The 24641-nt window shown below is 73.8% G+C and carries 22 protein-coding genes, 2 pseudogenes and 2 riboswitches; of the genes and pseudogenes, 7 read left to right on the top strand and 17 right to left on the bottom strand.

Translation table 11 applies throughout. The features are described 5' to 3' along the window. The first annotated feature begins 282 nt into the window (after positions 1–282). Positions 283–1347: a hypothetical protein gene (locus tag O7600_RS06495; protein ID WP_281592771.1), complete on the top strand. Its 1065-nt coding sequence runs from the start codon at positions 283–285 to the stop codon at positions 1345–1347. Positions 1348–1412: 65 nt separating this feature from the next. Here the strand turns inward: O7600_RS06495 and O7600_RS06490 are convergent, their stop codons facing one another. From O7600_RS06490 to O7600_RS06460, 7 genes are all read right to left on the bottom strand, one after another. Continuing rightward, the gene (locus tag O7600_RS06490) at positions 1413–2684 is read right to left on the bottom strand and encodes an MFS transporter (protein ID WP_281592770.1); all 1272 of its coding nucleotides are present in this window, start codon (positions 2682–2684) and stop codon (positions 1413–1415) included. Between the two features lie 5 nt (positions 2685–2689). Then, on the bottom strand, positions 2690–3850 hold the full coding sequence (locus O7600_RS06485) for an insulinase family protein (protein WP_281592769.1): 1161 nt from the start codon (positions 3848–3850) through the stop codon (positions 2690–2692). A 40-nt stretch (positions 3851–3890) separates the two neighbouring features. After that, positions 3891–4544, bottom strand: coding sequence for a nitroreductase family protein (locus O7600_RS06480; protein WP_281592768.1), 654 nt, complete (start codon positions 4542–4544; stop codon positions 3891–3893). Between the two features lie 10 nt (positions 4545–4554). Beyond that, the gene (locus O7600_RS06475; protein ID WP_281592767.1) at positions 4555–6345 is read right to left on the bottom strand and encodes a YcaO-like family protein; all 1791 of its coding nucleotides are present in this window, start codon (positions 6343–6345) and stop codon (positions 4555–4557) included. Next, complete coding sequence (locus O7600_RS06470; protein WP_281592766.1) at positions 6342–7526, bottom strand: radical SAM protein; 1185 nt, start codon at positions 7524–7526, stop codon at positions 6342–6344. Before O7600_RS06470 ends, O7600_RS06475 begins: the two co-directional genes overlap by 4 nt. Continuing rightward, on the bottom strand, positions 7523–9331 hold the full coding sequence (locus O7600_RS06465; protein ID WP_281592765.1) for a radical SAM protein: 1809 nt from the start codon (positions 9329–9331) through the stop codon (positions 7523–7525). The genes O7600_RS06470 and O7600_RS06465 overlap by 4 nt, the downstream gene beginning before the upstream one ends. 100 nt (positions 9332–9431) lie before the next feature. Next, the gene (locus O7600_RS06460) at positions 9432–9575 is read right to left on the bottom strand and encodes a hypothetical protein (protein WP_281592764.1); all 144 of its coding nucleotides are present in this window, start codon (positions 9573–9575) and stop codon (positions 9432–9434) included. 473 nt (positions 9576–10048) lie between these two features. On the opposite strand from O7600_RS06460, the pseudogene O7600_RS06455 reads away from it, so the two are divergent. Next, positions 10049–10701: pseudogene (locus O7600_RS06455) on the top strand (beta-ketoacyl synthase N-terminal-like domain-containing protein); the annotation flags it as partial. Positions 10702–10757: 56 nt separating this feature from the next. On the opposite strand, the pseudogene O7600_RS06450 reads toward O7600_RS06455, so the two are convergent. The 3 genes and pseudogenes from O7600_RS06450 to O7600_RS06440 form a co-directional block, all read right to left on the bottom strand. Then, a pseudogene (locus O7600_RS06450) lies at positions 10758–11204 on the bottom strand (DsbA family oxidoreductase); the annotation flags it as partial. Positions 11205–11259: 55 nt separating this feature from the next. Beyond that, positions 11260–11685 (bottom strand): DUF6069 family protein, encoded by a 426-nt coding sequence (locus tag O7600_RS06445; RefSeq protein WP_281592763.1) that lies wholly within the window; start codon positions 11683–11685, stop codon positions 11260–11262. A gap of 39 nt (positions 11686–11724) precedes the next feature. Continuing rightward, positions 11725–12240, bottom strand: a complete 516-nt coding sequence (locus tag O7600_RS06440; RefSeq protein WP_281592762.1) for a MarR family transcriptional regulator — start codon at positions 12238–12240, stop codon at positions 11725–11727. 118 nt (positions 12241–12358) lie between these two features. On the opposite strand from O7600_RS06440, the gene O7600_RS06435 reads away from it, so the two are divergent. Then, positions 12359–12826 (top strand): MFS transporter, encoded by a 468-nt coding sequence (locus tag O7600_RS06435; protein WP_281592761.1) that lies wholly within the window; start codon positions 12359–12361, stop codon positions 12824–12826. A 32-nt stretch (positions 12827–12858) separates the two neighbouring features. After that, entirely contained in the window at positions 12859–13773 is a 915-nt protein-coding gene (locus tag O7600_RS06430) for an NADP-dependent oxidoreductase (RefSeq protein WP_281592760.1), read from the top strand. Positions 13774–13833: 60 nt separating this feature from the next. Here O7600_RS06430 and O7600_RS06425 read toward each other — a convergent pair whose 3' ends face one another. Then, the gene (locus O7600_RS06425) at positions 13834–14307 is read right to left on the bottom strand and encodes a transaldolase family protein (RefSeq protein WP_281592759.1); all 474 of its coding nucleotides are present in this window, start codon (positions 14305–14307) and stop codon (positions 13834–13836) included. Between O7600_RS06425 and O7600_RS06420 the strand changes: the two genes are divergently transcribed. After that, positions 14258–14620, top strand: coding sequence for an NmrA family NAD(P)-binding protein (locus O7600_RS06420; RefSeq protein ID WP_281592758.1), 363 nt, complete (start codon positions 14258–14260; stop codon positions 14618–14620). The genes O7600_RS06425 and O7600_RS06420 overlap by 50 nt on opposite strands. Positions 14621–14779: 159 nt before the next feature. After that, positions 14780–15544 (top strand): LuxR C-terminal-related transcriptional regulator, encoded by a 765-nt coding sequence (locus O7600_RS06415; RefSeq protein ID WP_281592757.1) that lies wholly within the window; start codon positions 14780–14782, stop codon positions 15542–15544. On the opposite strand, the gene O7600_RS06410 is transcribed toward O7600_RS06415, so the two are convergent. The 4 genes from O7600_RS06410 to O7600_RS06395 form a co-directional block, all read right to left on the bottom strand. Next, on the bottom strand, positions 15541–16068 hold the full coding sequence (locus O7600_RS06410) for a hypothetical protein (protein ID WP_281592756.1): 528 nt from the start codon (positions 16066–16068) through the stop codon (positions 15541–15543). The two genes, O7600_RS06415 and O7600_RS06410, sit on opposite strands and share 4 nt — an antisense overlap. After that, complete coding sequence (locus O7600_RS06405) at positions 16062–18296, bottom strand: hypothetical protein (RefSeq protein WP_281592755.1); 2235 nt, start codon at positions 18294–18296, stop codon at positions 16062–16064. Before O7600_RS06405 ends, O7600_RS06410 begins: the two co-directional genes overlap by 7 nt. Positions 18297–18457: 161 nt before the next feature. Continuing rightward, a complete protein-coding gene (locus tag O7600_RS06400; RefSeq protein ID WP_281594081.1) occupies positions 18458–19453 on the bottom strand; it encodes a ribonucleotide-diphosphate reductase subunit beta in 996 nt (331 codons plus the stop codon). A gap of 20 nt (positions 19454–19473) precedes the next feature. Next, entirely contained in the window at positions 19474–21861 is a 2388-nt protein-coding gene (locus tag O7600_RS06395) for a ribonucleoside-diphosphate reductase subunit alpha (protein WP_281592754.1), read from the bottom strand. 118 nt (positions 21862–21979) lie between these two features. After that, positions 21980–22189: riboswitch (cobalamin riboswitch) on the bottom strand. A gap of 130 nt (positions 22190–22319) precedes the next feature. On the opposite strand from O7600_RS06395, the gene O7600_RS06390 reads away from it, so the two are divergent. Continuing rightward, a complete protein-coding gene (locus tag O7600_RS06390; protein ID WP_281592753.1) occupies positions 22320–23150 on the top strand; it encodes a PrsW family glutamic-type intramembrane protease in 831 nt (276 codons plus the stop codon). 31 nt (positions 23151–23181) lie between these two features. Here the strand turns inward: O7600_RS06390 and O7600_RS06385 are convergent, their stop codons facing one another. Then, entirely contained in the window at positions 23182–23808 is a 627-nt protein-coding gene (locus tag O7600_RS06385; protein ID WP_281592752.1) for a LysE family translocator, read from the bottom strand. Continuing rightward, positions 23805–24317: an acyl-CoA thioesterase gene (locus O7600_RS06380; protein WP_281592751.1), complete on the bottom strand. Its 513-nt coding sequence runs from the start codon at positions 24315–24317 to the stop codon at positions 23805–23807. Before O7600_RS06380 ends, O7600_RS06385 begins: the two co-directional genes overlap by 4 nt. Positions 24318–24464: 147 nt before the next feature. Next, positions 24465–24603: riboswitch (cobalamin riboswitch) on the bottom strand. Between the last annotated feature and the right edge of the window lie 38 nt (positions 24604–24641).

The following is a 24641-nucleotide window of genomic DNA, read 5'->3' as shown; positions in this document are numbered from 1 at the left end:
CACGCGGCGGCGCGGCTGTCGTCTGCGTCACATTTTCCGGCGTCCCGGGAAGTGGACGCGGGTGCGCCGTCGAGCAGCCGATCCCTTGTCACGCAACAACTGCGAGCCGGGCGCGGTCCGGTCGCCAGCCGGGCGTCGGGGGTCACGCCGGCACACACCGGAACGGCCCCGACACCGGTGGTGAAGAACGATCAGACTTCGGCGATCTGCGAATTTGCGGCCGTCATTACGCTGCGGGTGGTTGATCGCCGGAACCACGGACGACAGGTGGAAGAACCTCAGATGAGTGACAATCACCCTCCCTACGGAGGCTATCCGGACCCGAACGCCGGAGCGTGGGGCAACCAGCCCGACCCGAACGCCCCGTACGGTGCGCAGCCGGGCTCCGGCGCGCCCTACGGCGCCCAGCCGGCGTCCGGCGCCCCCTACGGCGCCCAGCCGGCGTCCGGCGCCCCCTACGGCGCCCAGCCGGCGTCCGGCGCCCCCTACGGCGCCCAGCCGGCGTCCGGCGCCCCCTACGGGACCCCGCCGGGCTCCGGCGCGCCGTACGGCGCCCAGCCCGCGGCGCCCTACCCGGGCCAGCCGGGCGGCTATCCCGGGCAGCCCGCGCCGTTCGCGCCGGTCCCGCCGAAGCGCGGGATGACGAAGGGCCTGATCGTGGGCCTCGTCGCCGGCGCGGTCACGCTGACGCTGCTCTGCTGCGGCGGTGGGCTCGCCTACGTCGCCTTCAGCGGGGACGAGGACGACCCGAAGCCGGTCGCGTCCGGGAGCGCGACCCCCGGGCCGGGCACGCCGACCGCCGCCCCCAGCGAGTCCGGACCGGCGTCGACCGGACCGGACGAGCCGTCCAACAACGACGCGCTGACCGCCCGGTACTCCAGCGAGATGTCAGCCGTCTGCGAGGGCGGCGCGATCCTCAACGCCGCCGCGTACACCGGACCGTCGAGCGCGAAGGCGTTCGTCTTCTCCAACGCCCCGGACCGGCCCACGTTCTGGTCGCAGAAGTCGTTCAGCTCGGACAAGAGCTACTACACCAAGTCGGCGGACTTCGCGACCGCGTCGGTGATCGGCTGCCTGAAGGTGGTCGAGGGCAGCGAGGGCACGCCGAAGAAGTGCCAGTACAAGAACACCGACGGCAAGGTCGTCACGGTCAACTACATCTCGTCGCGATACACGCTGACGTTCCACGCGGCCAAGACCGGTGAGAAGATCGGCGACGGTGGCACCGTGACCGCGCCGGCCAGCCGCTGCCCGAGCTTCATCTCCTACAACAAGGTGACGTTGAAGTCGTACGCCGCGCCGGACAGCGGCACCATCGAGGCCGCGCTCGACCGCTTCCTCAAGTAACGCGTCACGCCCACGCCACGGCCCGGAACGTCGACCCGACGCTCCGGGCCGTTCGCGTCGCCGGCTCAGGCGGTGACGTCGACCGGGCCGTCCCGCTCCGCGCGGGCGCCGCCGTTGGGCCCGACCGGCGGCTCGGCACGCGGCCGGGGCGGGCGGGGGAACGGGGCGCAGACGGCCAGCACCCCGAGGCCGAGAGCGACGAAGAAGCCGCCGAGCGGCACCACGTCGCCGAGCAGGCCGGCCGCCGCCGCGCCCAGGACGGTCGCCACGCCGACGCCCAGCCGCAGCACGCTGCTCGTCCGGCCCAGCTCGTCGCGGGCCACCACCCGCTGGCGGTGGGTGGCGGCCAGCACCGCGGTCCAGACCGCGGCGGCGAGGTTCACCGCGAGCAGGCCACCGATCACCGGCACGCCGGCGCCCAGCGGGAGCGACGCGAAGGAGAGGCCGAAGGCGATGTTCGCCACCCAGGTGCTCCGCCACAACGGGACGCGGTCGCCGTACCGCGACACCAACCAGCCGCCGAGCACCCCGCCGACCGCGCCGACCGCGAGCACGTATCCGTAGTGGCTGACCGGAAGCCCTCGTTCGGTGACCACGAAGACCGCCAGCACGGAGAGCACCGCCGCCGCGGCGAAGGCCCGCGCCACCGCGAAGGCGAAGAGCCCGCGCAGGACCGGGTCGGAGAAGGTGGCCCGGAAGCCGGCGGCGAGCAGCGCCACCGCGCCGGCCGGTCCGGTCCGACCGGCCGGCGCCCCGCCCGGGGTCCGCCTCGGGGTGGGCACCCGCCCGTTGCAGACCGCCGCCGCCACGAACGAGACGGCGTCGACGAGGAAGGGCAGGACCGGTGCGAGCCCGAACAGGAAGGCGCCGGCGCCGGGTCCGGCGAGACTGTTGGCCGTGGTGGTGACCGACGCGACGCGGCCGTTGACCACGCCCAGGTCGGACCGGTCGAGCGCGTCGGCGAGGAACACCTGGACCGCGCTGAAGTAGACGACCTCGGCCGTCGCGAGGACGAAGATCAGCAGGTAGACCCACCACACCGTGACCACGTCGAGGACGAGGGCCACGGTGAACACGGTCGCGGCGACGGCCCGGACGAGATCGACTAGGACCACGACGCGCTTGGCCGGGTAGCGGTCGGAGATGAGGCCACCGAAGAGCACGAAGAGCACGCCGGGAACGCTGTTGACCACGTACGCCGTCGACAGGGTGTCGGTTCCCGCACCCACCGACAGCAGCAGCAGCGGCAGCGCGGTGTAGCGGAAGCCGTCGCCCAGCGCGGAGAAGCTGGTGGCGGCGAGGATCAACCGGCCGGCGCGGGCACCGGGACGGGGCACGGCCGTCACCTCCGGCGGACGACGATCGCGGGTCCGGCCGGCGCGACGTGGTCGCGGACCAGGGCCCGGATCGTCTCCGGCGCGCTGTCCCGCAGCACCGTGGGCGTGTCCACGGCGGCATCGACCGCGAGCAGGCCGGCGCGCGCGTCGTACTGCGCGAGCGTCTTCGGCTCGTCCAGGTACGCGCCCAGGTAGCCGGCGCCGGCGGCGGCCAGGCTCGCCGCGTCGACGTCGTGCCGCAGCAGGTCGAAGGAGCGCTCCAGCAGCCGGCACACGTCCGCGGCGACCTCGCCCCGGCACTCGGTGACGGCGACCACGACGGCCCGGTCGGCGAGGAACTCCTGCCGGTACTCGATCGACCGGATCGCGTGCCGGCGCTTGAGCTCCCGCTGGATCTCGACGGTCAGGCCCCGGTCGAGCGCGCCGTTGAGGCAGTGGCCCGCGGCGGCGCGCGGGGACCGCCGGCCCGGCACCTCCCGGGCGCAGCACACCACCACCCGGTCGGCGTCGGGGATGTCCCGGGGCGCCGGCGACGAGGTGAACGACGTCCAGGGCAGGTCGGGAAGCGCCACCGCGTCGCCCGGCTTCGGCTCCGTGTACCGGCCGGAGCCCCGCCACGGGTCCCGGGGGCCGACCGCGGTCAGGTGGGCGCCGAGCCCGACCGCCCCGCGCTGCCAGTCGAGCAACTGGTCGACGCCCAGCCCGGCGAGGTCCTCGACCGGCCCGGAGAGCGGCCGGGCGGCCCAACTTCCCGGGGCGTACCTGCCGAACACCAGCGGCCACAGGCGGGGCATCAGCTCGAAGCGTCGCTCCGCCAGCTCCTCTCGGATCACCGGCAGCTCCTCGGCGACCAGACGGGCGGTCAGCCGGAAGTCGAGCCACCACCGCTCGAGCAGGGCGACGATGCCCGGCGCGGCCTCCGGCGCGCAGACGACGTCGACCTGCATGGTCTCCCGCGAGGTGAACATGCCCAGCCGGGCCCCGCGCAACGGCGAGTCCGGCGGCTCGGTCTCGACCCGCCGGAACAGCAGGTGCTCCAGCAGGTGACTGGTGCCGGTGGGCGCGCCCACCAGCTGTTCGAGCGCCGGCCCGCCCACGGTGGCCAGGCAGAGATAGGTGTTGGCCAGCGGGCGTTCGAGCCAGCGGTGCGTCATCGTCGGCCGCATCGGGTCCTCCGGTGTGTGCGGGGTGGTCGCGCGGCCCGCCTCAGCGGCCCAGCGCGATGAGGTACAGCGGCAGTTGGTCCGCTCCGCGCAGACCGAGGGTCTCGGCGAGACCCTCGTCGTCGAAGGCGCCGACCGGCAACGCGCGCAGGCCGGCCCGGGCGGCCGCGTCGAGCAGGCACTGCGCCAGGTGCCCGGCCTCCAGCAGCAGGTAGCGGTAGCCGCGCAAGCCGTAGCGCTCCTGGTAGCGGGGCTGGCGGCCGGTCAGCACCACCCAGTTCGGTTCGCCGGCCACCTGGGCGAAGGCGCGTGCCCGCACCTCACCGGCGTCGACCACGCCGACCGTGGGCTGCTCGTCGCCGGCACAGGCCAGCACCGCACCGGCGTGCGACTGCACGAGGTGACCACGCACCGCGTACAGCCCGCCGGCCGACGGATACGCGCGGCGGCCGTCGCGGTCCCGGCCGAACACCTCCCCGGTCACCTGACGGGCCGCGGCGTCGACGTCCGGTCCGGCCGGGCCGAAGCGGCGCGCCGACGCGGGCCGCGTCACCGCCGGACGTCGGCCGGGCTGCTGTCGGGGTACCCGGAGCGTGGCCACCGGCGGTCCCTCCGGTGGCAGCCCGGTGAGGGCGTGGAACACCAGGGCCGCCGACCGTCGGTCGGTGACCGTACGTTCCTGGTCTCGGTCTCGCACCGGCGCCGCCTCAGCCCGTCTGGAACAGTCGCAGCAGTTCGGCGCCACGGATCGCCGCGGCGTCCAGCAGCCGTTCGGGCAGCGGCCCGCCGGGCATCGGAAGGTCGGCCGCGACCGGTGAGATCACCTTGCGCACCACGATGCCGTCGGCGCGCAGCCCGGGGGTGTCGAGGTCCACGCTCACCGCCCGGTAGTGCCGGCGCAGCCGGTCGAAGTGGAAGTCCGCCTCGAACGCGGCCACGCCGGCCCGGTCGAGCGGGTCCGCCACCACCGGCGCGGCCAGCGGCGCCGGCGCGCCGACCGGTACGCCCCGGTGGTGCAGCATCAGGGCCTCCTCGAAGGCGTGGGCGGCGGCCTCGGCGACGGTGGGTGCGGCGGCACAGCCGCCGACGTGCGCGGCTCCGGTGTCCGGGTCGTGCAGCGTGACCACGCAGACCGACGCCAACGGGTCGGCGCACAGGTACAGGTGGGGGTCCCGGCCGAGCTGCCGGGCGACCTGGTCCAGCTCCCGGGCCCAGACGCCCGGGTCCAGCCGGTGCAGCCGGCCGGCGGGCCAGTGGCGCGCGACCAGGTCCCGCTCCGCCACTTCGAGCAGCCCGCCCTGCTCGGCGAGCAGGGCGCTGGTGTGCGCCGCGGTGCCGGTGCTGGTACGCGGTACGCACGGGCGGTCACCGGCGACGGCGGGAACGAGGCAGGCCACCTCGGTCGGCACCCAGCACGGCCGTCCGTCCACCAGCGAGGTCGCCGACGTCCACGGCCGGGGCGCGCGCGGGTCCACGGCCGGGTGGGGGAAGTCCGCGGCGGTCCGCTGCGCGTCGGTGAACGGCTCCGGCGTCACGACGGACTGGCCGGCGGGCAGGTCCTCGCGGGCGCAGGTGACGGTCCGGGCGGGACGGCGGTTGAGCGCGAAGCGTTCGGCGGCCTCCAGCGCCGCCCGGGCGGTGGCGAGGCCGGCCAGCGGGGAGACCGCGGCCGACCGGACCGGGCGTACCGGATCGCTCGCGGCGCCGAGCGCGACGGTCAGGGGGATAGCCGCGTCGATCTCCTCGTGGTCCACCCACGGCTGGAAGACCGGGCCGTCCGGCGGGTCCGTCCGCGCCGCCCGCCGCACCGAGCGGGGTGGCCGGACCCGCTGGCGCGACCCGCCGCGCAGGTCGCGCAGGTGGATGTCGGCGCCGTCCGGGTCCACCTCGCGGGCGGCGACGACCGCCGACACCACCGAGGCGGGCAGCGCCCGGCCGGCGGGATGCGCGAGCCGGTGGTCGCCGTCGATCCGGGCCGACAGCTGCGGGTCGAGCTGGCCCAGCAGGGACCGGAGCCAGCGGTGGTCGGTGCGGTTGCGGACCACCGGGCCCACGACCAGCCAGCGGCCGAGGACGAGGACGGGTTGGTGCGGCACGGCGCCGGCGAGGTCGGCCAGCGCCGCCGCCCACGGCGCCGGGCGGTACGCGCAGGCCGCCACCGGCACCGTCGCGTCCGGCGCGTTCCGGCAGGCCGTGACCAGGTCGTCGGCCGTCCACCAGCGGCCCAGCCGCCAGCCGTCGTCAGGCGCGTCGAGCAGGACGTGCTCCGGCAGCGGGGCCGAGCGTTCGCGCGGTTCTCCGCCCGGGACCGGCGCGTCGCCGGCGAGACGCCGCGCCTGGGCGAGCACCGCGGCCGGGTCGGGGGAGCGCAGCCGCCAGCCCCGCGCCCCGTGCCGGAGCAGGGCTGCGGCGCCCCGGTCGTCCACGCTGACGATGTCGCAGGTCGCGGCGACGTCCCGCCACGCTCCCGCGACGTCCACGGCCTCCGGCGCCCTCACGCGGGTTCCAGCCGGGCCCCGCTCGCCAGCGCGTGCCAGTCGGTCGGCAGGTTGCCCCGGCTGCCGTGGTCGCACCCGTCGCAGATGGCGAACTCGGCCGGCCGCCCGAGCAGCTCGGTGCGCCAGCGGCTCATGATCGTGTCGGTGTCGTCCGCGTTCAGGTTCGCGTAGCGGTGACGGCTACCGACGTCGTTGCTGCACGGCAGCAGGTCGCCGTCCCAGGCGACGAAGAGGGACTGCTTGCGGAACAGGCAGTGCGCCTGGTCGGCGGCGCCGGGACGCGAGGTGAGCTGCATGATCGGCAGGGTGCCGCCGCGGCCCTGGACCTCGATCTGGCGGAACCTGCCCCGGGACAGTCCCCGTTCCTCGATCCAGCGGTGGAAGTCGTCCACCTCGTCCTGGTTGATGTCCATCTTGACGAAGTTGAGGGCCACCAGGTCGGGCGCCACCCGGATCGCCGCCTCCAGGTTCGCCACCGAGGCGTCCCGCTTGTCCCGCCCGAAGATGGTGGCGAACCGTTCCCGGCGCAGGCTGTGGATCGACCACTTCAGCAACGACAGGCCGGCGTCGCGCAGCGCCGTCACCGTGTCGGCGTCCATCCGGAAGCCGTTGGTGACCGCGACGATCGGGAACCGCTCCTCCGGCCCGAGGGCCTCCCGCATCCGCCGGACCCACGGCACCAGCCGCCGGTGCAGCGTGGGCTCGCCGATGCCCTGCAGGATGATCCCGGGCGCCTCGATCGCGGCGGCGAACTCCAGGAACCGGTCGAACGTCTCCTCGCTCATGTCGCCGAGCGGGCGCAGCTCCTGGCGGGGGCACATCATGCAGTCCGCGTTGCACCGGTTGGTGATCTCCAGCTCCAACGACGGTCGCGGCGTGCGGATGGCCGACACGTCCACCAGCAGCCCCACCTCGACCAGCGTGGCCAGCGTGCGGGCCAGGTCGTCGGCGTGCGACCCGGCGGAGAGCACCAGCGCGGCAGTGGACTGCGGGTGTTCGAACCGGCCGAGCAGGCGGGTGATCCGGTCGGTGGCGGCCACGCCCCGCTTCGCCCCGCGCCAGAGGTCGAGCCGGCGGTAGACCCGGGGGGTGTCCCCGGTGTACCGCCGGGTGCCGGTGAGCTTGACGAACGGCGCCAGCACCAGCTCGGCGGGGAGGTCACCGATGGTCTGTGTGGTCATGGGTTCACTCTCATCTTCCAGCGGTCGAGGTCGACGGTGACCGTGCGGCCCAGGGACGGAGACCGGAACGACTCGCCGACCGGCTTGGCGCCGACCGGCGCCTCCGGCCGCCCGTCCTGGGCCACGGCCATGAACATCGCGAAGGACCGGTCCACCGCCCGTTCGAAGATCGGGTCGAGGTCGGGGAACTCCGCGTGCAGTTCCGCCAGCCGGCGGTCCAGCCGCGTGCGTTGCCGGTCCACCTCGGGGCCCGGGGCGTCGGCGGTGGTGTAGTTCTGCGCGAGGGCGTACGGCACGTGCGCCTCGAGCAGGTTGATCCGGTAGCGGGTGGGGTCGTTCCAGACCGGCGAGTCCCGTTCCAGGGCGAAGGTCCCGACGGAGGCGTACGAGATGTGGTCCCGGTTGCGTCGGATCATCTCGAAGGTGGCGCGGGCCTCCTCGTCGGTCTCGCCGGGGAAGCCGATGAAGAACATCCAGCCGACCGGAATGCCGGCCCGCTTGAGCAGTTCGGCGTGCCGCTCCACGTCGGTGAGCCGGATGCCCTTGCGCATCAGGTCGGCCACCCGCTGGGAGCCGGCCTCGATGCCGTTGACCAGCAGCACGCAGCCGGAGTCGACCAGGCTGCGCACGGCCGCCTCGGTGAGCATCGGCTTGTCCACCCGCGCCTCGGCGGTCCACCGGAACCGCCGGTCCGCGGTCGGCCGCGCCGTCGTGGTCTCCGCCGGGACGTCGGCGATCGCGGCGAGCCGGCGGGCCAGGTCGTTGATCTCCCGCGGTGGGATGGCCTCGTCGACGAAGTACAGGTAGGAGCCGCCGACCGCGGTGATCGCCTTCAGGGCGTCGTCGACGGCGTCGGCGCCGAGCCGGAAGTAGCCGTCGCCGTATCCCTCGTGGTGGGTGCAGAACGCGCACTTGCCCCAGTAGCAGCCCTTGCTGGTCAGCAGCGGGTAGATCGGCTCCGGGGTGGGGTAGAGGTGGTCCAGGTCGGTGAAGTCGGGCGCCCCCGCCGGCGGACCGGTCTGCGGGGCGGCGCGTTGGTAGGCGACGGCCCCGTCCCGGATCCGGGCGACACCGTCGACGTCGACGTCGGTCGCCCCGGCGGCCAGCGCGGTCAGCAACGCGGTGAGCGGCTCCTCGCCCTGGAAGGCCACCGCGTAGTCGATGTCGCGCCAGAACGAGGTGTCGTGCGCCAACACCTCCCGTCGGACGTGGGTGACGGCGTTGCCCCCGATCACCACCACGGTGCCCGGCTGGTGTTCCTTGACCAGTCGGGCGATGAGCAGCGCCGGCGCGAGTTGTTCCAGGTAGGCGGCGCTGAGGCAGACCACCGCGCAGTCGCGGTAGCGCCCGTCCCGGACGTCCCGCTCCAGCCACCGGCCGAGGACGCTGTGCCGCAGGCGGTCGACCAGGGTGGGCCAGTCCTGCTCCGGCGTGGGCACCGGTCGGGTCAGGCCGTGGTGCCGCAGGTCGTAGGAGAGCGCCAGGTCGGCGAAGCGCAGCGTCCGGGACGCCCGGGCGACCGCGCGGGTGCTCCGGTAGGTCGCCAGGTCCCGCAGCGCCTCCCAGGCCGACGACCCGCGGGCCGCCAGGTACTCCAGGCTGAGCCGGACCCGCGTCGGGGTCGAGGGGTCCAGCTCCGTCGGCTCGACGCCGCCGGTCCACAGGGCGTGGAAGAACCGGATGTTCGCGTCGTCGGTCCGGCAGGTCACCGGGCTGCTGGCGTGCAGGTGCCCCTTGAGCAGGTACGGAGCGAGGTACGGCATGTGGTAGTAGGTGGCCGGGGGAAAGATCAGGGAGGTGTGCACGACGGGGGCTCTCCTCCGGTCGTCGGGTGCCGGGCGGGACGTGGCGTACCGGCTGGCCGCCACGTCCCGCCGGCGTTCCGTACTGCTCAGGCCGGATCGGTCAGAACGCGACGTTGCAGCACATCGACAGCGACTCGAAGCGTCCGAGCTCGTCGAACTCGATCTCGACCACCTCGACCTCGTTGACGTCCGTGAGTTCGATCGCGGCACTCTCCGTGATGGTCGCGTCGGTCATGGTGGACATCGCGATCACCTTCCCTTCGTATCGCGCGTCGGCTCGTGATCCACGCCGCGAGCCGTGGACGGCAATCTATGGCAAAGGTTTGTCGAGCTGAACCCCTTGATCCAAGGGGTGGTGGCGGAGGGCGCAAAGTTTCCTGCTGCTGAGCCGCTAATCAGTATCGATTCGCTTCACCTCTCTGTCGGACGGCACGGTTTGCTACCGAGGGTGAGGGGTGGGTCGGGATGGCCCGAGCCGAGGCAGGGGTGCCCCCGGCGTGCTCAGGGGTTGCCATCGGGCGAGCCCCGTGCGGACCTGACCGGAGACCGAACCGGTCTCGAGCGCGGTTCGAGCGCCGTCCCGGACGCTGGGGCGCGACGCCGGTTCCTGACCCCGGCGTCGCCGTTCCCGCCGTCGCGAAGGGACCCATCGGTGACGCATCGCCCATCCCGTCCGGCTTCCGCCCCGGGCCGCCCGACCGCCCGGGAGGTCCGCCGATGAACCGCCGAGTCGTCATCACCGGCATCGGTGTCCGCACCCCCGGAGGGCGCGGCGCCAAGGAGTTCTGGGACCTGATCTCCAGCGGACGCACCGCGACCCGGCGGATCTCCTTCTTCGACCCCGCGCCGTTCCGCTCCCGGGTGGCCGGCGAGTGCGACTTCGACCCCGAACTGGAGGGGCTCAGCCCGCGGGAGATCCGCCGCATGGACCGGGCGAGCCAGTTCGCCGTGGTCTGCGCCCGGGAGGCGGTGGAGGACAGCGGGCTCGACCCGTCCGAGGTCGACCCGACCCGGATCGGGGTGAGCCTCGGCAGCGCGGTGGCCGCCGCGACCAGCCTGGAGCGGGAGTACCTGGTGCTCTCGGACAGCGGGCGACGGTGGCTGGTCGACCACGACTACCTGTCACCGCACATGTTCGACTACCTGATCCCCAGCGTGATGCCGGCCGAGGTCGCCTGGACGGTGGGCGCCGAGGGTCCGGTCACTATGGTCTCCGACGGCTGCACCTCCGGCCTGGACGCGGTCAGCCACGCCGCCGACCTGATCCGCGAGGCAGCGTCGACGTGGCGCTGACCGGCGCGGCGGACACCCCGGTGACCCCGATCGTGGTCGCCTGCTTCGACGCGATCAAGGCCACCACGCCCCGCGACGGCACGCCGGTGACCCCGGGCGCCCCGGCCTCGGCGCGGACCTGTGCCGCGTACCGGTCGCCGTCGAGCACCCGCCGGGTCTCCGCCGGGTCCAGGCCGACCTCGGTGGCGAGGCCGACCAGCACGTCGTGCTCGGCCACGTTGACGTTCTCGGTGAGGTGGGCCCGGAACAGCCGTTCGGTCATCTCGTCGCGCGACCCGGCGGCGTCGGCCAGGTGGCACAGCCGGTGGGCGTCGAAGGAGCTGACCGGGCGGGTGGTGCCGAGGTTCAGCTCCAGCCCCTCCTGCGCACCGAGGGTGCGGATCCAGCCGAAGAGCTTGGTCACCTCCGCCTCCGTGCGGCCGCGCCAGCGCACCATCACCTCGCCCAGCGTGAGGTCGGGGGTACGCCGGTGGCCCGGCCGCAGTTCGAAGGCCCGCCAGGTGATCCGGGTGTCCGGGTCGCCGTGGTCGGCCAACGCGCGTTCCAACCTCCGCTTCCCGATCCAGCACCAGGGGCACATGATGTCGGCCCAGACCTCCACCAGCACGGCGTTCCTCCTCTCCTCGCCCGGCCGCTCAGGCGGCCCGGCCGGTGCGGCGCAGCCCCGGGATGAGCACGGCGGCCAGCGCGGTGTGCACGAGCGCGACCGCCACCCGGTCGGCCAGCCGGAAGCCCGGCAGGTAGGGCAGGCTGAGCAGGAACACGACCAGGGCGACGCCGGTCCACACCGCCCGGGCCCGGGCCGGGGCGGTGAAGCGTTCCAGCACGGCCAGCAGCGCCCAGCCGGCCAGGCAGGCCAGCGCGGCGGCGAAGGTGACCGCGCTGAGGGTCAGCGGTTCGGTCTCGGACGAGGCGGGCCGCTGCGGTACGCGGATCTCGCCGGCCACGGCGTCGGCGACGGCGAACACCACGACCGCGGCGACCACCGCCGCCACGACGACCACGGCCCGGGTGGCCCGGCGCCCCAGGGCGGGGCGGGCCTCTCCGATGGCGCTGCTCATGCTCTGCTCCCTCTGCTGGTCGGTGGCCGGACCGGTCTCTCAGCCCGGCTCGGGGGTTCCGCCGGCCGGGCTGTCCGGGACCTCCCAGGACAGGTCCAGCGCGGCGATGTACCTCATGTGCTCGGCCTGGAACCGCCGGCCGGCGTCGATGAAGCCCTCGATGAGTGCGAGTTCCTCGGTGGAGTACTTCTCGAAGTTGCGCAGCGACCACGCCACCACCGGCCCGTAGAGCTGCTGGCTGACGTGGTCGGCCAGCGTGGTGAGCCGGACCAGCACCCGACGCCGGTCGGCCGGGTCCTTGACCCGTTCGACCAGCCCGCGCTCGGCGAGCCGGTCGACGACGGTGGTCAGCGCGTTGGGGCTGATGCCGCAGGCCTGGGCCAGGACGCTGGCCGGCATCGGCCCCTCGCTCAGGGCGTCGAGGCACCGCCCGTCGGTGCGGTTGATGCCGATCTTGTGGAAGGCGGCGTCGTCCAGCAGATCGGTCTGCAGGCGGGACGCCCGCCAGGTCCGCATCAACGCGTAGACCACCTCGTCCCGCGTTCTCCTTGACATGGTCACTCCGAACCCCGAATACTTCGGACTTAGAAGGTATCGACTCTCGAACCTTTTCGCTACTGCCTCCCGGTGGGCGTTCACGGACCCGCCGGGGCACTCCGACGAACGGGACGACATGACCGACAACGTGGCCCTCGCGCCCGCGTCGACGGTGGCCGGCGGAGCCTACCGGTGGCGCTGGTCCGCCTTCGCCGTCGTACTGCTGGCCTCGATCATGGACCTGCTCGACACCCTGGTCACCAACATCGCGGCGCCGTCCATCCGGGCGGAGCTGGGCGGCGGGCCGGCGCTGATCCAGTGGCTCGGCGCCGGCTACACCCTGGCCCTGGCCGCCGGCCTGATCACCGGTGGCCGGCTCGGCGACCTCTACGGCCGCAAGCGGGTCTTCCTGGTCGGCGCGGCCGGGTTCACCGTGGCGTCGCTGCTCTGCGCGGTCGCGACGTCCCCCGGCACGCTGGTCGGCGCGCGGGTGGTGCAGGGCCTGTTCGGCGCCGTGATGCTGCCCCAGGGCCTGGGCGTGATCCGGGCGATGTTCCCGGCGCAGGAGCTGGGCGCGCCGACGAGCCGACAACCTCCACACTAGACACCGGCGATCGCGCCGGCGGAAGGATGACAATGGCCAAGATCGTGGTGTTCAACGAGTACGGCGGGCCCGAGGTGCTGCACCTCGTCGACGCGCCCGACCCGGAGGCCGGCGCCGGCCAGGTGCGGATCCGGGTCAAGGCGGCCGGGGTCCAGCCGTTCGACTGTGCCACGCGGCGGGGTGACTTCGCCGCGTACAACCCGCTGACCTTTCCGGTGCGGCTGGGCAACGAGGTGGCCGGCATCGTCGACCAGGTCGGCGACGGCGTGACCGGGTTAGCCGACGGCGACGAGGTCATCGCCTACCTCGACATGCAGGGCTACGCCGACACCGTGGTGGTCCCGGCCGAGCAGGTGGGCCACAAGCCGGCGAAGATGCCGTGGGCCGCGGCGGGCGTGCTGACCGCGTCCGGGCAGACCGCGTACACCGCCCTCGACGAGCTGCGCGTCGGCGCGCAGGACACGCTGCTGGTCCACGCCGCCGCCGGCGGGGTCGGCTCGTTCGCGGTCCAGCTGGCCAAGGCGCGCGGCGCCCAGGTCGTCGGCACGGCCAGCGAGCGCAACCACGACTACCTGCGTTCGCTCGGCGCGGTCCCGGTGACCTACGGACCGGGCCTGGCCGACCGGGTGCGCGCGGCCGTGCCGCAGGGGATCACCTGCGCCCTCGACGCGATCGGCGGCGAGGCGTTGGACGTCTCGCTGGAGCTGCTGGGCAGCACCGAGCGGATCGTCACCATCGCCGACTGGGCCCGGTCCGCGCAGCTCGACATCCGGCGCATCGGCACCGAACGCTCGGCGCAGAAGCTCGACGACCTCACCCGGCTCTGGTCCGACGGCAAGCTCGTGGTCGAGGTGGCCGAGAGCGTGCCGCTGAGCCGGGCGGCGGAGGCGCACCGCCTGGTCGAGACCGGCCACGTGCGCGGCAAGGTGGCACTCGTCGTCGACTGAGCGACGCGCGAACGGCCCCCGGACGCCGAGGCGTCCGGGGGCCGTGCCGGCCGGTCCGGCTCAGCCCACCGGCTGCCGGTGCGTGGCGGCCACCGCGTCGCGGACCCGCTGCCAGCCGGCCACCGAGCGGGCCACCGACCGCGCCCGGATCACCCGGTGCACGTCGGGCAGGTCCACGCCGATGTCGGTGAGCCGGTCCAGCGCCTGCCGGGCCTCCTCGTACGTGCCGTGCACCGTGTCGCCGCGCGGCTCGCCGTACTCGACGACGGCCCGCCACGTGGCCGGGGAGAGCACGGTGGCCGCGCCGGAGACGACCAGCTCGTCGACGTAGCGGGTCTCCAGGTAGTAGGGGTCGCGGACCTGGGTGGCGGTCCACACCAGCCGGGGCTTCGGCGCGCCCGAGGCGGTCAGCCGGCCCCAGGCCGGCGCGCGCAGCGCGTTCTCGTAGGCCGCGTACGTCATCCGCGCGGTGGCCAGGGCGGCCGTGCCGCGCAGCCGGGCCGAGTCGTCGGCGCCGATCGCCCACAGCCGCATCGGCTTCTTCGCCGCCGCGGCCTTCGACGACCCGGCGACCGTCGGCGCCCGGATCGAACTCGCCGGGGACGAGTTGAGCGGCGAGCAGATCGCCGCCACGTTCGCCCGGCACACCGGCCTGCCCACCCGCTACGAGCCGGTGCCGATGGACGAGCTGCGCCGGCAGAGCGAGTGGCAGGCCACCGCCTACGGCTGGCTGAACCGGATCGGCTACCACGCCGACATCCCGGCCCTGGGCCGGCAGAACCCCGACCTGCTCACCCTCGCCGGCAGCAGTTGCCGCGGGCCGAACTGCTCGGCGGAGGCCTTGTAGCCGAACCTGACCATCTGCCACCCCTGTCTGTCGGTGGCTCGACGATCTCCGGTGCGGTTCGGGGCGGCCTCGAACCGCGGTCGAGACCGGCGGTGTTGGAAGGTGATCAGTGTCCGCTTGCCGACCGGCCGCGCGTGCGCCGGCTCCTATGGTCCGCTCGTGACGCTTTCCAGCACCGCAGCGGACCGGGCGTGGGTCCGCGAGGTGGCGACCGGGATCGGCGCGCTGCGCGGGCGCGCGCTCGTCGACACCGTGCTCGCCGCCGTGGCCCACCGCCTGCACAGCGAGCTGTCCACCTACGCGGAACTGGACCTGGCCACGCTGCGCCTGCCCGACCTCGCCGCGGACCGGCCGGTCGACCGGACGCTGGTGCGGCGGATGCACCACCAGCTCACCGACCATCCGCTGTTCGCCCCGACCGTACGCCGGTCGCACCCGTACCCGGCGGCGCCGCTCCAGGTCAGCGACGTGCTGTCGGAGCGGCAGTGGCGGCGGCACGCGCTCTACCGCGAGGTGCTGGCGCCGCGGGGCATCGGGGCGCACACGGTCGCCCTGGTGGTCGGCCCGACGCCGGTGTTGAGCTGGTACCAGTTCAACCGGGACCGGGTATTCGACGCGCGCGAGATGGACCTGCTCGCCCGGTTGCAGCCGGCGTTGATCGCCGTGCACCGGTGCGTGCGGCTGCCCGGCGGGCCGGTGCCGCCCGGCGGCGCCGGCCTGACCGGGCGGGAGGTGGAGGTGCTGCGCGGCATCGCCGACGGCCTGACCGTGCCGGCCACCGCGCGCCGTCTCGGCCTGGCCGCCGGCACCGTGCGCAAGCACCTGGAGAACGTGCACCGCAAGCTGGGCACCTCCGGGCCGGTCGCCACCGTCATGCGGGCGGTGGCGCTCGGCATCCTGGAGGTGCCCGGCCCGCGCGCCTAGATGGTGGCGCAGGGCAGCGGCGCGTTCCGGCAGGCCTGGATCAGCGAGGCCACCTCGACCTGACCGATCCGCCGATCGGCCAGCACCACGTCCACCACGAACGCGGTGTCGGTGACCGGCAGGTCCACCACCACGTCCGCCTCCTTGGCCCGGGGGGTGTCGTGGGCCTTCTCCTTGCTGCCGTAGACCCGCGTGGCCAGCGGGTCGTCCAGCCACAGGGTGTCCAGCACGGCCCCGCCGGAGTCCCGGACCACGAGCTGGAACGGCCCGCCGGTGCCGCGCAGCGACGAGGCGAACCCGCTGTCGATCTCCAGCAGGTTCGGCGTGGCGGCGCGTGCCGACACGCGCAGCCCGAGCCGCAGGTGCGTGCCGGTGGTCGGGTTCGCCGGGTCGACGGTCGGCGCCGGCACGACCGGCGCCGCGCCGGCCGCGGTGGTCCCGGCCCGGGTGGCCACCGCGGCGGCGCCCAGGAACGGCACCGTGAGCGCCGCCGCGAGGAGGATCCGGATCCGTCGGTTCAGCATTGCCCTCTCCCGCATCGTGCGAAGGTCGCCTCGGCGGCCCGGATGTCGTCGGCCCGCTCGACCGAGTTGTCGATCATGACGTCGGCCATCGGCCCGTCGCTGCGCCACCAGCCGGTCGGGCTCACCCCGTCGGTGATCTCGTTGCAGGTGCGCGCGTCCGAACCGCCCCGCTGGCAGGCCGACAGCGACGGGTAGGTGTTGCGCCCGTCGCCGTAGGAGTAGCCGCCGTCGCAGCAGTACTCGTCGCCCTCGTGGTAGGCGCTGTGGTGCAGCTCGTGCCAGCCGACGGTCGGCGAGTCGGCGCTGAACACCGTGCCGGAGGCGTTGTCCCGGCAGTTGACGGTGTGCAGCACGCCGTTGGTCTCGGCGAAGCTGACCGGGCTGAACGGCCCGCGCCGGCACAGCGCGTCGCCGTCCGGGCTGACCGTCACCTCGACCGGCACGTTCTGCACCCAGATGCCCACCTGGGACCAGTGCGTGCCGATCGAGCTGGGGAACACCCGCGAGCGGATCCCCAGCAGCTGCCACGCGTTGTCGTCGACGGCGTTGCCGAACTGTCGCGCGCCGTCCAGCGTGGACGTGTCGTAGCCGGTGCCCGGCGCGTACGCCACGTCGATGCTCTGGTTGAGCGGCCGGGTGTTCACCCGCCCGTCCGAGCCCACCACCGCCGGCACGCTGGCCCGCCACAGCGGCACCAGGGTGACCTCGGGGCCCTCCGACGGATCCGGCGGGTTCAGGTCGGTGATCCGCCAGTCCGCCGTCGCGGTGCGCATGTCCGGCACCCCGTCCGCCTCGCTGGCGGTGACGCGGTACGCGACCGCCGCCCCGGCGAGGATGTCCGACGGGATCACCGCCTGGCACTCGGTGGTCTGCACGCAGGTCTTCACCACCCGGGGCGCCAGGGTGACCGGACGCCCGATCCAGCCGGCCGGGCTCATCTCGACGGTGATCCGGGCCGCCGGTCGCGCGCTGTGGTCGGCGGCGACCACCTTGGCCCGGATCGACGTGCCCGGCACGGCCTGCGGGTTGACCGCCGGTACGCCCGGCTCGGCCAGCGCGTACACCTCCAGGCCGGGCGGCGGGTCGCTGACCGGCAGGACCCGCGAGGCGGCCGGGAACGGCCGGCCGTCGTCGGCGGTGCCCTCCAACGTGAACGCGTAGCTGCCGGGGGTGGCCCAGGAGCCGTCGGCGTGCCGGCCGGTCCAGGAGAACGAGAGCGGGCCGGCGGCCCGGCGCTGGTCGGCGGTGCGGTACACCTCGGTGGCGCCGCGCAGCACCCGCATCCGGAACGTCCCGGCCGCCGAGGCGACCGCGCCGACCACGATCGGGCCGCTGCGGTACTGCCAATTGGTGGCCGGCTGGCTGGTCATGCCGGTGAAGGCCAGGCCGACCCGCTGGATCACCCGCGCCTGGGTGGTGCGCGCCGACGCGCCGTCGACCGGGTCGGCGACGGTGATCGTGTACCCGCCGACCGCCGCGTACGACCCGTCGGACCATCGACCGTCCCAGGTGACGTTGAAGACGCCGCCGTAGAACGGCGCCTCGAACAGCACGAACGACGCCCCGGTCGCCTGCGCGGTGACGGTGAACCGCAGCGCGGAGGGCACCGACAGGGTGCCGCTCACGGTCAGGATCTCGCCCAGTCGCGGATCGAACTCGCGGGGCGTGCCGCCGGGCGGCGGCGACGAGATGGCGATGGCGGTGGGCCGCGGTGACACCGACACGGTGAAGACCGCCCGGGAGGGTCCGCCGCTGGTCGTCCACCGGGACGTGCCGGGCCGGCCGCCGAGCAGGTTCGTCGTCGCCCAGTCCTTGGCCGTACCGGCGTTGAGGTCGGCCTGGTCCCGGCTGCCGCCCTCGGTGGAGTCGTCCTCCCACAGCTCGAAGTTGACCCGGAAGTTGCCGGTCACCGAGCGCCCCGCGCAGACCGTGCTCGGGGTGACGATGTCCGTCCCGCCGGCCGCCGGCAGCGCCATCTCGCACCGCAGCTGCTGGCCGTCGTCCTGGGTGACGATCGCGACGCCGAAGAGTTCCGGGGTGTCGCAGACGACCAGCCAGACCCGGTCCAGGCACTCGGTGGTGTGCATCTCGTCGACGGTCACCGTCACCGTCGAGCCGTAGCTCGCCGCGGCCGGCGCGGCCGGCAGCGCGGTGGTGACGGCGGCGCCGACCACCATGGCCAGCGCCGCCGCCAGGAACGGCCGCAGCCGTTGACGTATCCGTTTCACGCGCGTTCCCCCCTCGTCCGCCGACGCCCGCCCTGGGCTCGGCGCAGACAACGTCGCGGATCGGGGGAGGGCCGGGCGATACGCGCATGCGCGTACCCGGGGTGTCGTCGGACGGACTGCGAACCCGCCCCGGCCGCGCCGGCCGGGGCGGATCCGCCGCTTCAGAAGTCGTCGTCGAAGGTGACGCTGCCGGTGACACCGACCTGGTACGCCGACACCCGCCGCTCGAAGAAGTTCGACAGCTCCTGCACGTCCTGGAGCTCCATGAACGCGAACGGGTTGCGGCTGCCGTACATCGGCGCGATGCCGAGGGTGGCCAACCGCCGATCGGCCACGTGCTGGAGGTACTCGCGCATGTCGGCCGGCGACATGCCGGACACGCCCTGCTCCAGCAGGTCCTCGGCGAACTGCGCCTCGCACTCCACCGCCTCGGCGAGCATCGCCCGGACCTGCCGGACCATCTCCTCGTCGAACAGGTCCGGCTCCTCGGCGCGCACGGTGTCCACCACGTCGAAGGCGAACGCCATGTGCATGGACTCGTCCCGGAACACCCAGTTGGTGCCGGAAGCCAGCCCGTTGAGCAGGCCCCTCGACCGCAGGAAGTAGACGTAGGCGAACGCGCCGTAGAAGAACAGCCCCTCGATGCAGGCGGCGAAGCAGATCAGGTTGAGCAGGAACGCCCGTCGGTCCGCCCGTGTCCGTAGCTCCCGCAGCTCGAAGACCGAGTCGATCCACCGGAAGCAGAACTCGGCCTTGCGGGCGATCGACGGGATGTTCTCCACCGCCGCGAACGCGGCGAACCGCTCCGTCTCGTCCGGCACGTACGTGTCCAGCAGGTTCAGGTAGAACTGGACGTGCACCGCCTCCTCGAACAGCTGCCGGGACAGGTAGAGCCGGCCCTCGGGGGAGTTCACGTGCTGGTAGAGGTTGAGCACCAGGTTGTTGGCGACGATGGTGTCGCCGGTGGCGAAGAAGGCCACCAGCCGCGACACCAGGTGCCGTTCGGCCGGGGACAGCGACGCCAGGTCGGCGAGGTCGGCGTGCAGGTCCACCTCCTCGACCGTCCAGGTGTTGCGGATGGCGTCCTTGAACCGGTCGAAGAAGTGCGGGTAGCGCATCGGGCGCAGGGTCAGGTCCATGCCGGGGTCGAGCAGCATGGGTCGGGTCTCGGTGGTGGTCACTGGCAGGCCTCGCAGCTCTCGGGGTTCTCCAGGGAGCAGGCCAGCGCCTCGTCGTCGGCCACGACGAGCGGTGCGATCGCCGGGGTCACCGCGACGGTGGCCTGCTGGATCCGGGTGGCGGGACGGGACCGCAGGTAGTAGGTCGTCTTCAACCCGGCCTTCCAGGCGTACAGGTACATCGAGGAGAGCTTGCCGATGGTCGGCGCGCTCAGGAACAGGTTCAGCGACTGGGACTGGTCGATCCAGGGAGCCCGGGCCGCGGCCAGGTCGATCAGCGCCCGCTGCGGCAGCTCCCACGCGGTGCGGAACAGCTCCCGCACCTCGGCCGGCAGCTCGGTGACGTCCTGCACCGAGCCCTCCGCGCGCTTGATCCGGTCCCGGATCTGCGGCGTCCACAGCCCACGCGCCTTCAACTCCCGCACCAGGTACGTGTTGACCTGGAGGAACTCGCCGGACATGGTCTCCCGCTTGAACAGGTTGGACACCTGCGGCTCGATGCACTCGTAGCAGCCGGCGATCGACGCGATGGTGGCGGTCGGCGCGATCGCCACCAGCAGCGAGTTGCGCAGGCCGTGCGCGGCGATCCGGGTCCGCAGCGCGGCCCAGCGTCCGACCTGGGTCGGCTCCGCGCCCCACAGGTCCGGGTGCAGGTCACCCTTCGCCGCCCGGGTCCGGTCGTACGCCGGGTGCGGGCCGAACCGTTCGGCCAGCCCGGCGGAGGTCTCCAGCGCGGTCAGGAAGATCTCCTCCTGCACCCGGGTGGACAGCTCCTTCGCCTCGGCCGAGTCGAACGGCAGGCGCAGCGTGAAGAACGCGTCCTGCAACCCCATCAGGCCGAGCCCGACCGGCCGCCAGCGCGGGTTCGACGCCGCCGCCTGCGCGGCCGGGTAGTAGTTGATGTCGATCACCCGATCGAGGAACACCACCGCGGTGCGCACCGTGGCGCGCAGTTTCTCCCAGTCCACGCCGGCGGCGGTGACGTGCGCGCCGAGGTTGACCGAGCCGAGGTTGCACACGGCGGTCTCGGCGTCGTCGTTGACCTCCAGGATCTCGGTGCACAGGTTGGACAGGTGCACGACGTTCCCCGGCTCGCCGGTCTGGTTGGACAGCCGGTTCGCGGCGTCCTTGAACGTCATCCACCCGTTGCCGGTCTGCGCGAGCGTACGCATCATCCGCCCGTACAGGTCCCGGGCCCGGACGGTGCGGACCGCCTTCTTCTCGGCCGCCCGGTACGCGGCGTCGAACGCCTCGCCGTACCGGTCGGGCAGCTCCGGCGCGTCGGACGGGTCGATCAGCGACCACTCGCCGTCGGCCTCGACCCGGCGCATGAACTCGTCCGGGACCCAGTTGGCCAGGTTGAGGTTGTGGGTGCGGCGGGACTCCTCGCCGGTGTTGTCCCGCAGCTCCAGGAACTCCTCCACGTCCGGGTGCCACGGCTCGAGGTAGACGCAGGCCGCGCCCTTGCGCCGGCCGCCCTGGTTGACCGCGGCCACTCCGGCGTCGAGCGTCTTGAGGAACGGCACGATGCCGTTGGAGCGGCCGTTGGTGCCCCGGATCAGCGCGCCCCGGCCGCGTACCCGGGACCAGGAGATCCCGATGCCGCCGGAGAACTTCGACAGCTTCGCCACCTGGTGGTAGCGCTCGTAGATCGAGTCCAGCTCGTCGCGGGGGGAGTCGACGAGGAAGCACGAGGACATCTGGGTGTGCCGGGTGCCGGAGTTGAACAGCGTGGGGGAGCTGGGCAGGTAGGCCAGGCTGGACATCAGCCGGTAGAAGCCGATCGCCTCGTCGGGGGTGTGGGACAGGCCGCAGGCCACCCGCAGCAGCCAGTACTGGGGCGTCTCCACCACGAGCCGGGTCTGCGGGTGCCGCAGCAGGTAGCGGTCCGCCACCGTGCGCAGTCCGAAGTACTCGAACCGCAGGTCACCGGCCGGGTCCACGGCGTCGTCCAGCTTGCGGGCGTGGCGCGCGACGAACGCGGCGGTCCCGTCGCCGATCAGCCCCAGCCCGTGCCCGTACGCGATCGACTGGCTGAAGCTCGCCACCTGCTGCCCGCGCACCTCCTTGTCCACGAACGCGGCGAGCAGCCGGGCCGCCAGCCGGGAGTACTGCGGCTCCTCGCCGATCAGCTCCGCGGCGGTCTGGATGGACAGCCGGTCCAGCTCGGCGGTGGTGGCGCCGTCGTACAACCCGCTGATCGTCTTCGTGGCCACCCGCAGCGGGTCCACCTCGTCCAGGTCGGCGACCCACCGCTCGACCGCCTTGACGATCTTGTTGACGTCGACCGGCTCGGCGTCGCCGTCGCGCTTGCGGACCCGCATCACGGGCCGGCGCTGCTCCGGTCCGCCCACCTCGGACGGTGGACTCTCCTGCACGACCGTCATGACCTCTCCTCGCTGTCACCGATGGCCTCGGACGGCGGGAGGACGCCAACGGGCACGGCGCAGGGCCGGCCCGGCTGCTGGCGTCGGTCGTCCCGCGCGACCTCCGACCGCCGCGCGCGGCAGCGCACGGCGCGCTGGCAGGTCTTCGGACTCGCGGGCACGACACGGGGTCGCCTACTGGCCGTCGCTTCCCGGGCCGGAGGGCCCAGTGCTGATGACGGCGGTCGTTCCCACTCACCGCTGCGGGGCAGTCCCGGACTTCCACCGGGTTCCCTCTTGCGACACCCGGCCGTGGCCGACCGGGTGAACCAGCTGCGGTGAACACCATATATGGCGGTGGTGGTCCGTAGGCAACACCACATGTCGCGTCCGCGTGTCGGCAACGTCTCAGCGTCCACGGTGGCGTCGACGGGTCCCCCGCCCTGGCGGGTGTCGGTGTCGACGGCGATACTCGGCGCATGGCGAATCTGGGGCGCCGCTGGGCGTGGGTCGCGGTCCTGCTGGTCGGTGTCGGGCTGTTCCTGCTGGTGCTGGAGACACTGGCCGGCACCCGGAACATCAACTTCGTGCCCGCGCTGATCCTGCTCGGCGCCTCCATCGCGCCGGCCACGTTCCTGACCTTCGCGCAGGGCCGCACCGGCCGGTGGCGGGTCCCCGGTTCGGTCGTCGGCCTCGCCGCGTTCGTCGGCGGGGTGGTCGGTGTCGTCGCGGCCGGCTGGCTGGAGTACGACACCCTGCACCGCCTCGGCGTGCTGCCGATGGTGTTCGTCGGCCTGATCGAGGAGACGGCCAAGCTGATCGTGCCGGTGGCGATCCTGCTGCTGTGGCGCCGACACCGGTCGCCGGGCGAGGGCCTGGTGATCGGCGTGGCCTCCGGCGCCGGCTTCGCCGCGCTGGAGACGATGGGCTACGCGTTCACCGCGCTGGTGGGGTCGCAGGGCAACCTCGGCACGGTCGAGCAGACGCTGCTGATCCGGGGCCTGACCGCGCCCGCCGCGCACCTGTCCTGGACCGGCCTGACCGCCGGCGCGCTGTTCGCCCTCGCGGCCGCGCCGGGCGGGCGCCGGCTGGCGGCGTTCCTGCTGACCTTCGCCGCGGCCGTCACGCTGCACACCTGCTGGGACACCTTCGGCACCCAGGCCGCCTACCTGTTCATCGGCGGCGTGTCATTGGGCTGGATGCTGCTGCGCCTGCACCTCGACCGGGAGCGGCCGGGCGACGTGCCGGCGGGTCCGGCCGCGGCGGCGTTGCGGGTCGACGACGGGCTGGGCGCCACGCCCGGCCGGTGAGCGCCGCCGCGCCCACCGGCCACCCCGGACGTCAACCGGCCGCCAGCCGGATCCCCAGCGCGACGAACGCCACGGCACAGATCCGGTCGAGCCGCCGCGACCAGCGGCTGTCGCCCCACCGGCCGGCGATCCGGCCGGCGCCCAGCCCCAGGGCCAGGTCGACGGTGAGCTGCACTGCGACGAAGAGCACGCCGAGCAGCACCAGCTGCGCCGCCACTGGTCCCTCGTCGGGCCGGACGAACTGCGGCAGGAACGCCACGCTGAACAGGATCATCTTCGGGTTGAGCAGGTTGGTCAGCAGACCGCGCAGGAACGCCCGGCCGGCCCGCCCGTCGGCCCGGTCCGCCGACGCGCCGGGCCGTCCGGCGCCGCGCAGCGCCCGCACGCCGAGCACGACCAGGTACGCCGCGCCGGCCCACCGGATCGCGGTGAACAGCACCGGCGACGCGGCGACCACGGTGGCGAGCCCGGCCACCACTGCGGCGACGTGCACCGCCTCGCCGGCGGCGACGCCGAGCGCGGCCACCGCGCCGGCCCGGGCGCCGTACCGGGCGGCGTTGGCGAGCACGAACATCATGTCCGGTCCCGGGGTGAGCATGAGTAGCACGATCGCCGCGAGGTAGCCCGCCACTACGGCCGGCGGCAGTCCGGCCGTCACGCCTCGCCCCCGCCGTCGAGCAGCGCCCGCCGCAGCGTCAGCCGGTGCTCCCGGCGGATGTGCGCCTCGCGGTAGCGACGCCGGTCGCCGTCGGTCTCGGGGCGCAGCGGCGGCACGGCGCGGGGGTGGCCGTGGTCGTCCACGGCCACCATCACCAGGTGCGCGGTGGCCACGTCCACCGGCGGCACCGCCCGGTCCCAGCGGTCGGCGCTGACCTTCACCGCCACCTCCATCGAGCTGCGCCCGGCCCAGGTGATGCGCGCGTCGACGTGGACCACGTCGCCGACGCGCACCGCCCGCAGGAAGGCCGTCTCGTCGATGGCGGCGGTGACGGCCGGTCCGTCGGAGTGGCGGGCGGCGACCACCCCGGCCACCGAGTCGATCAGGTTGAGGATCCGACCGCCGTGCACCGTACCCATCAGGTTGGTGTGGTGCTGGTCCATGATCTGCGACAGGGTCAGGTGCGAGGCCGACGGTGGTCGGCCGGTGAGCGTGCTGGTGTCGGGCACGTGTGGTTCCGTCCTCGCGAAGCGGACCGCCGACCGGGCGGGGCACATCGTCGAGGGCACGCGGACGGTGCGCGTCCGCGTGTCACCCGCCCGACCCACCCGCGAGGTCGACGGCAGCGCGCACCGGTCGGTGCGCGCGGCGCGGGCAGGTCTTCGGACTCGCGGGCACGACACGAGGTCGCCTACTGGCCGTCGCTTCCCGGGCCGGAGGGCCCAGTGCTGATGACGGCGGTCGTTCCCACTCACCGCTGCGGGGCAGTCCCGGACTTCCACCGGGTTCCCTCTTGCGACACCCGGCCGTGGCCGACCGGGTGAACCAGCGCT

Origin of the sequence: Micromonospora sp. WMMA1998 (assembly GCF_027497375.1) — a bacterium.
Classification (GTDB): Bacteria; Actinomycetota; Actinomycetes; order Mycobacteriales; family Micromonosporaceae; genus Micromonospora; species Micromonospora sediminicola.
Note: the sequence above shows the minus strand (reverse complement) of the source record. Positions and strands in the feature narration are given on the sequence as shown.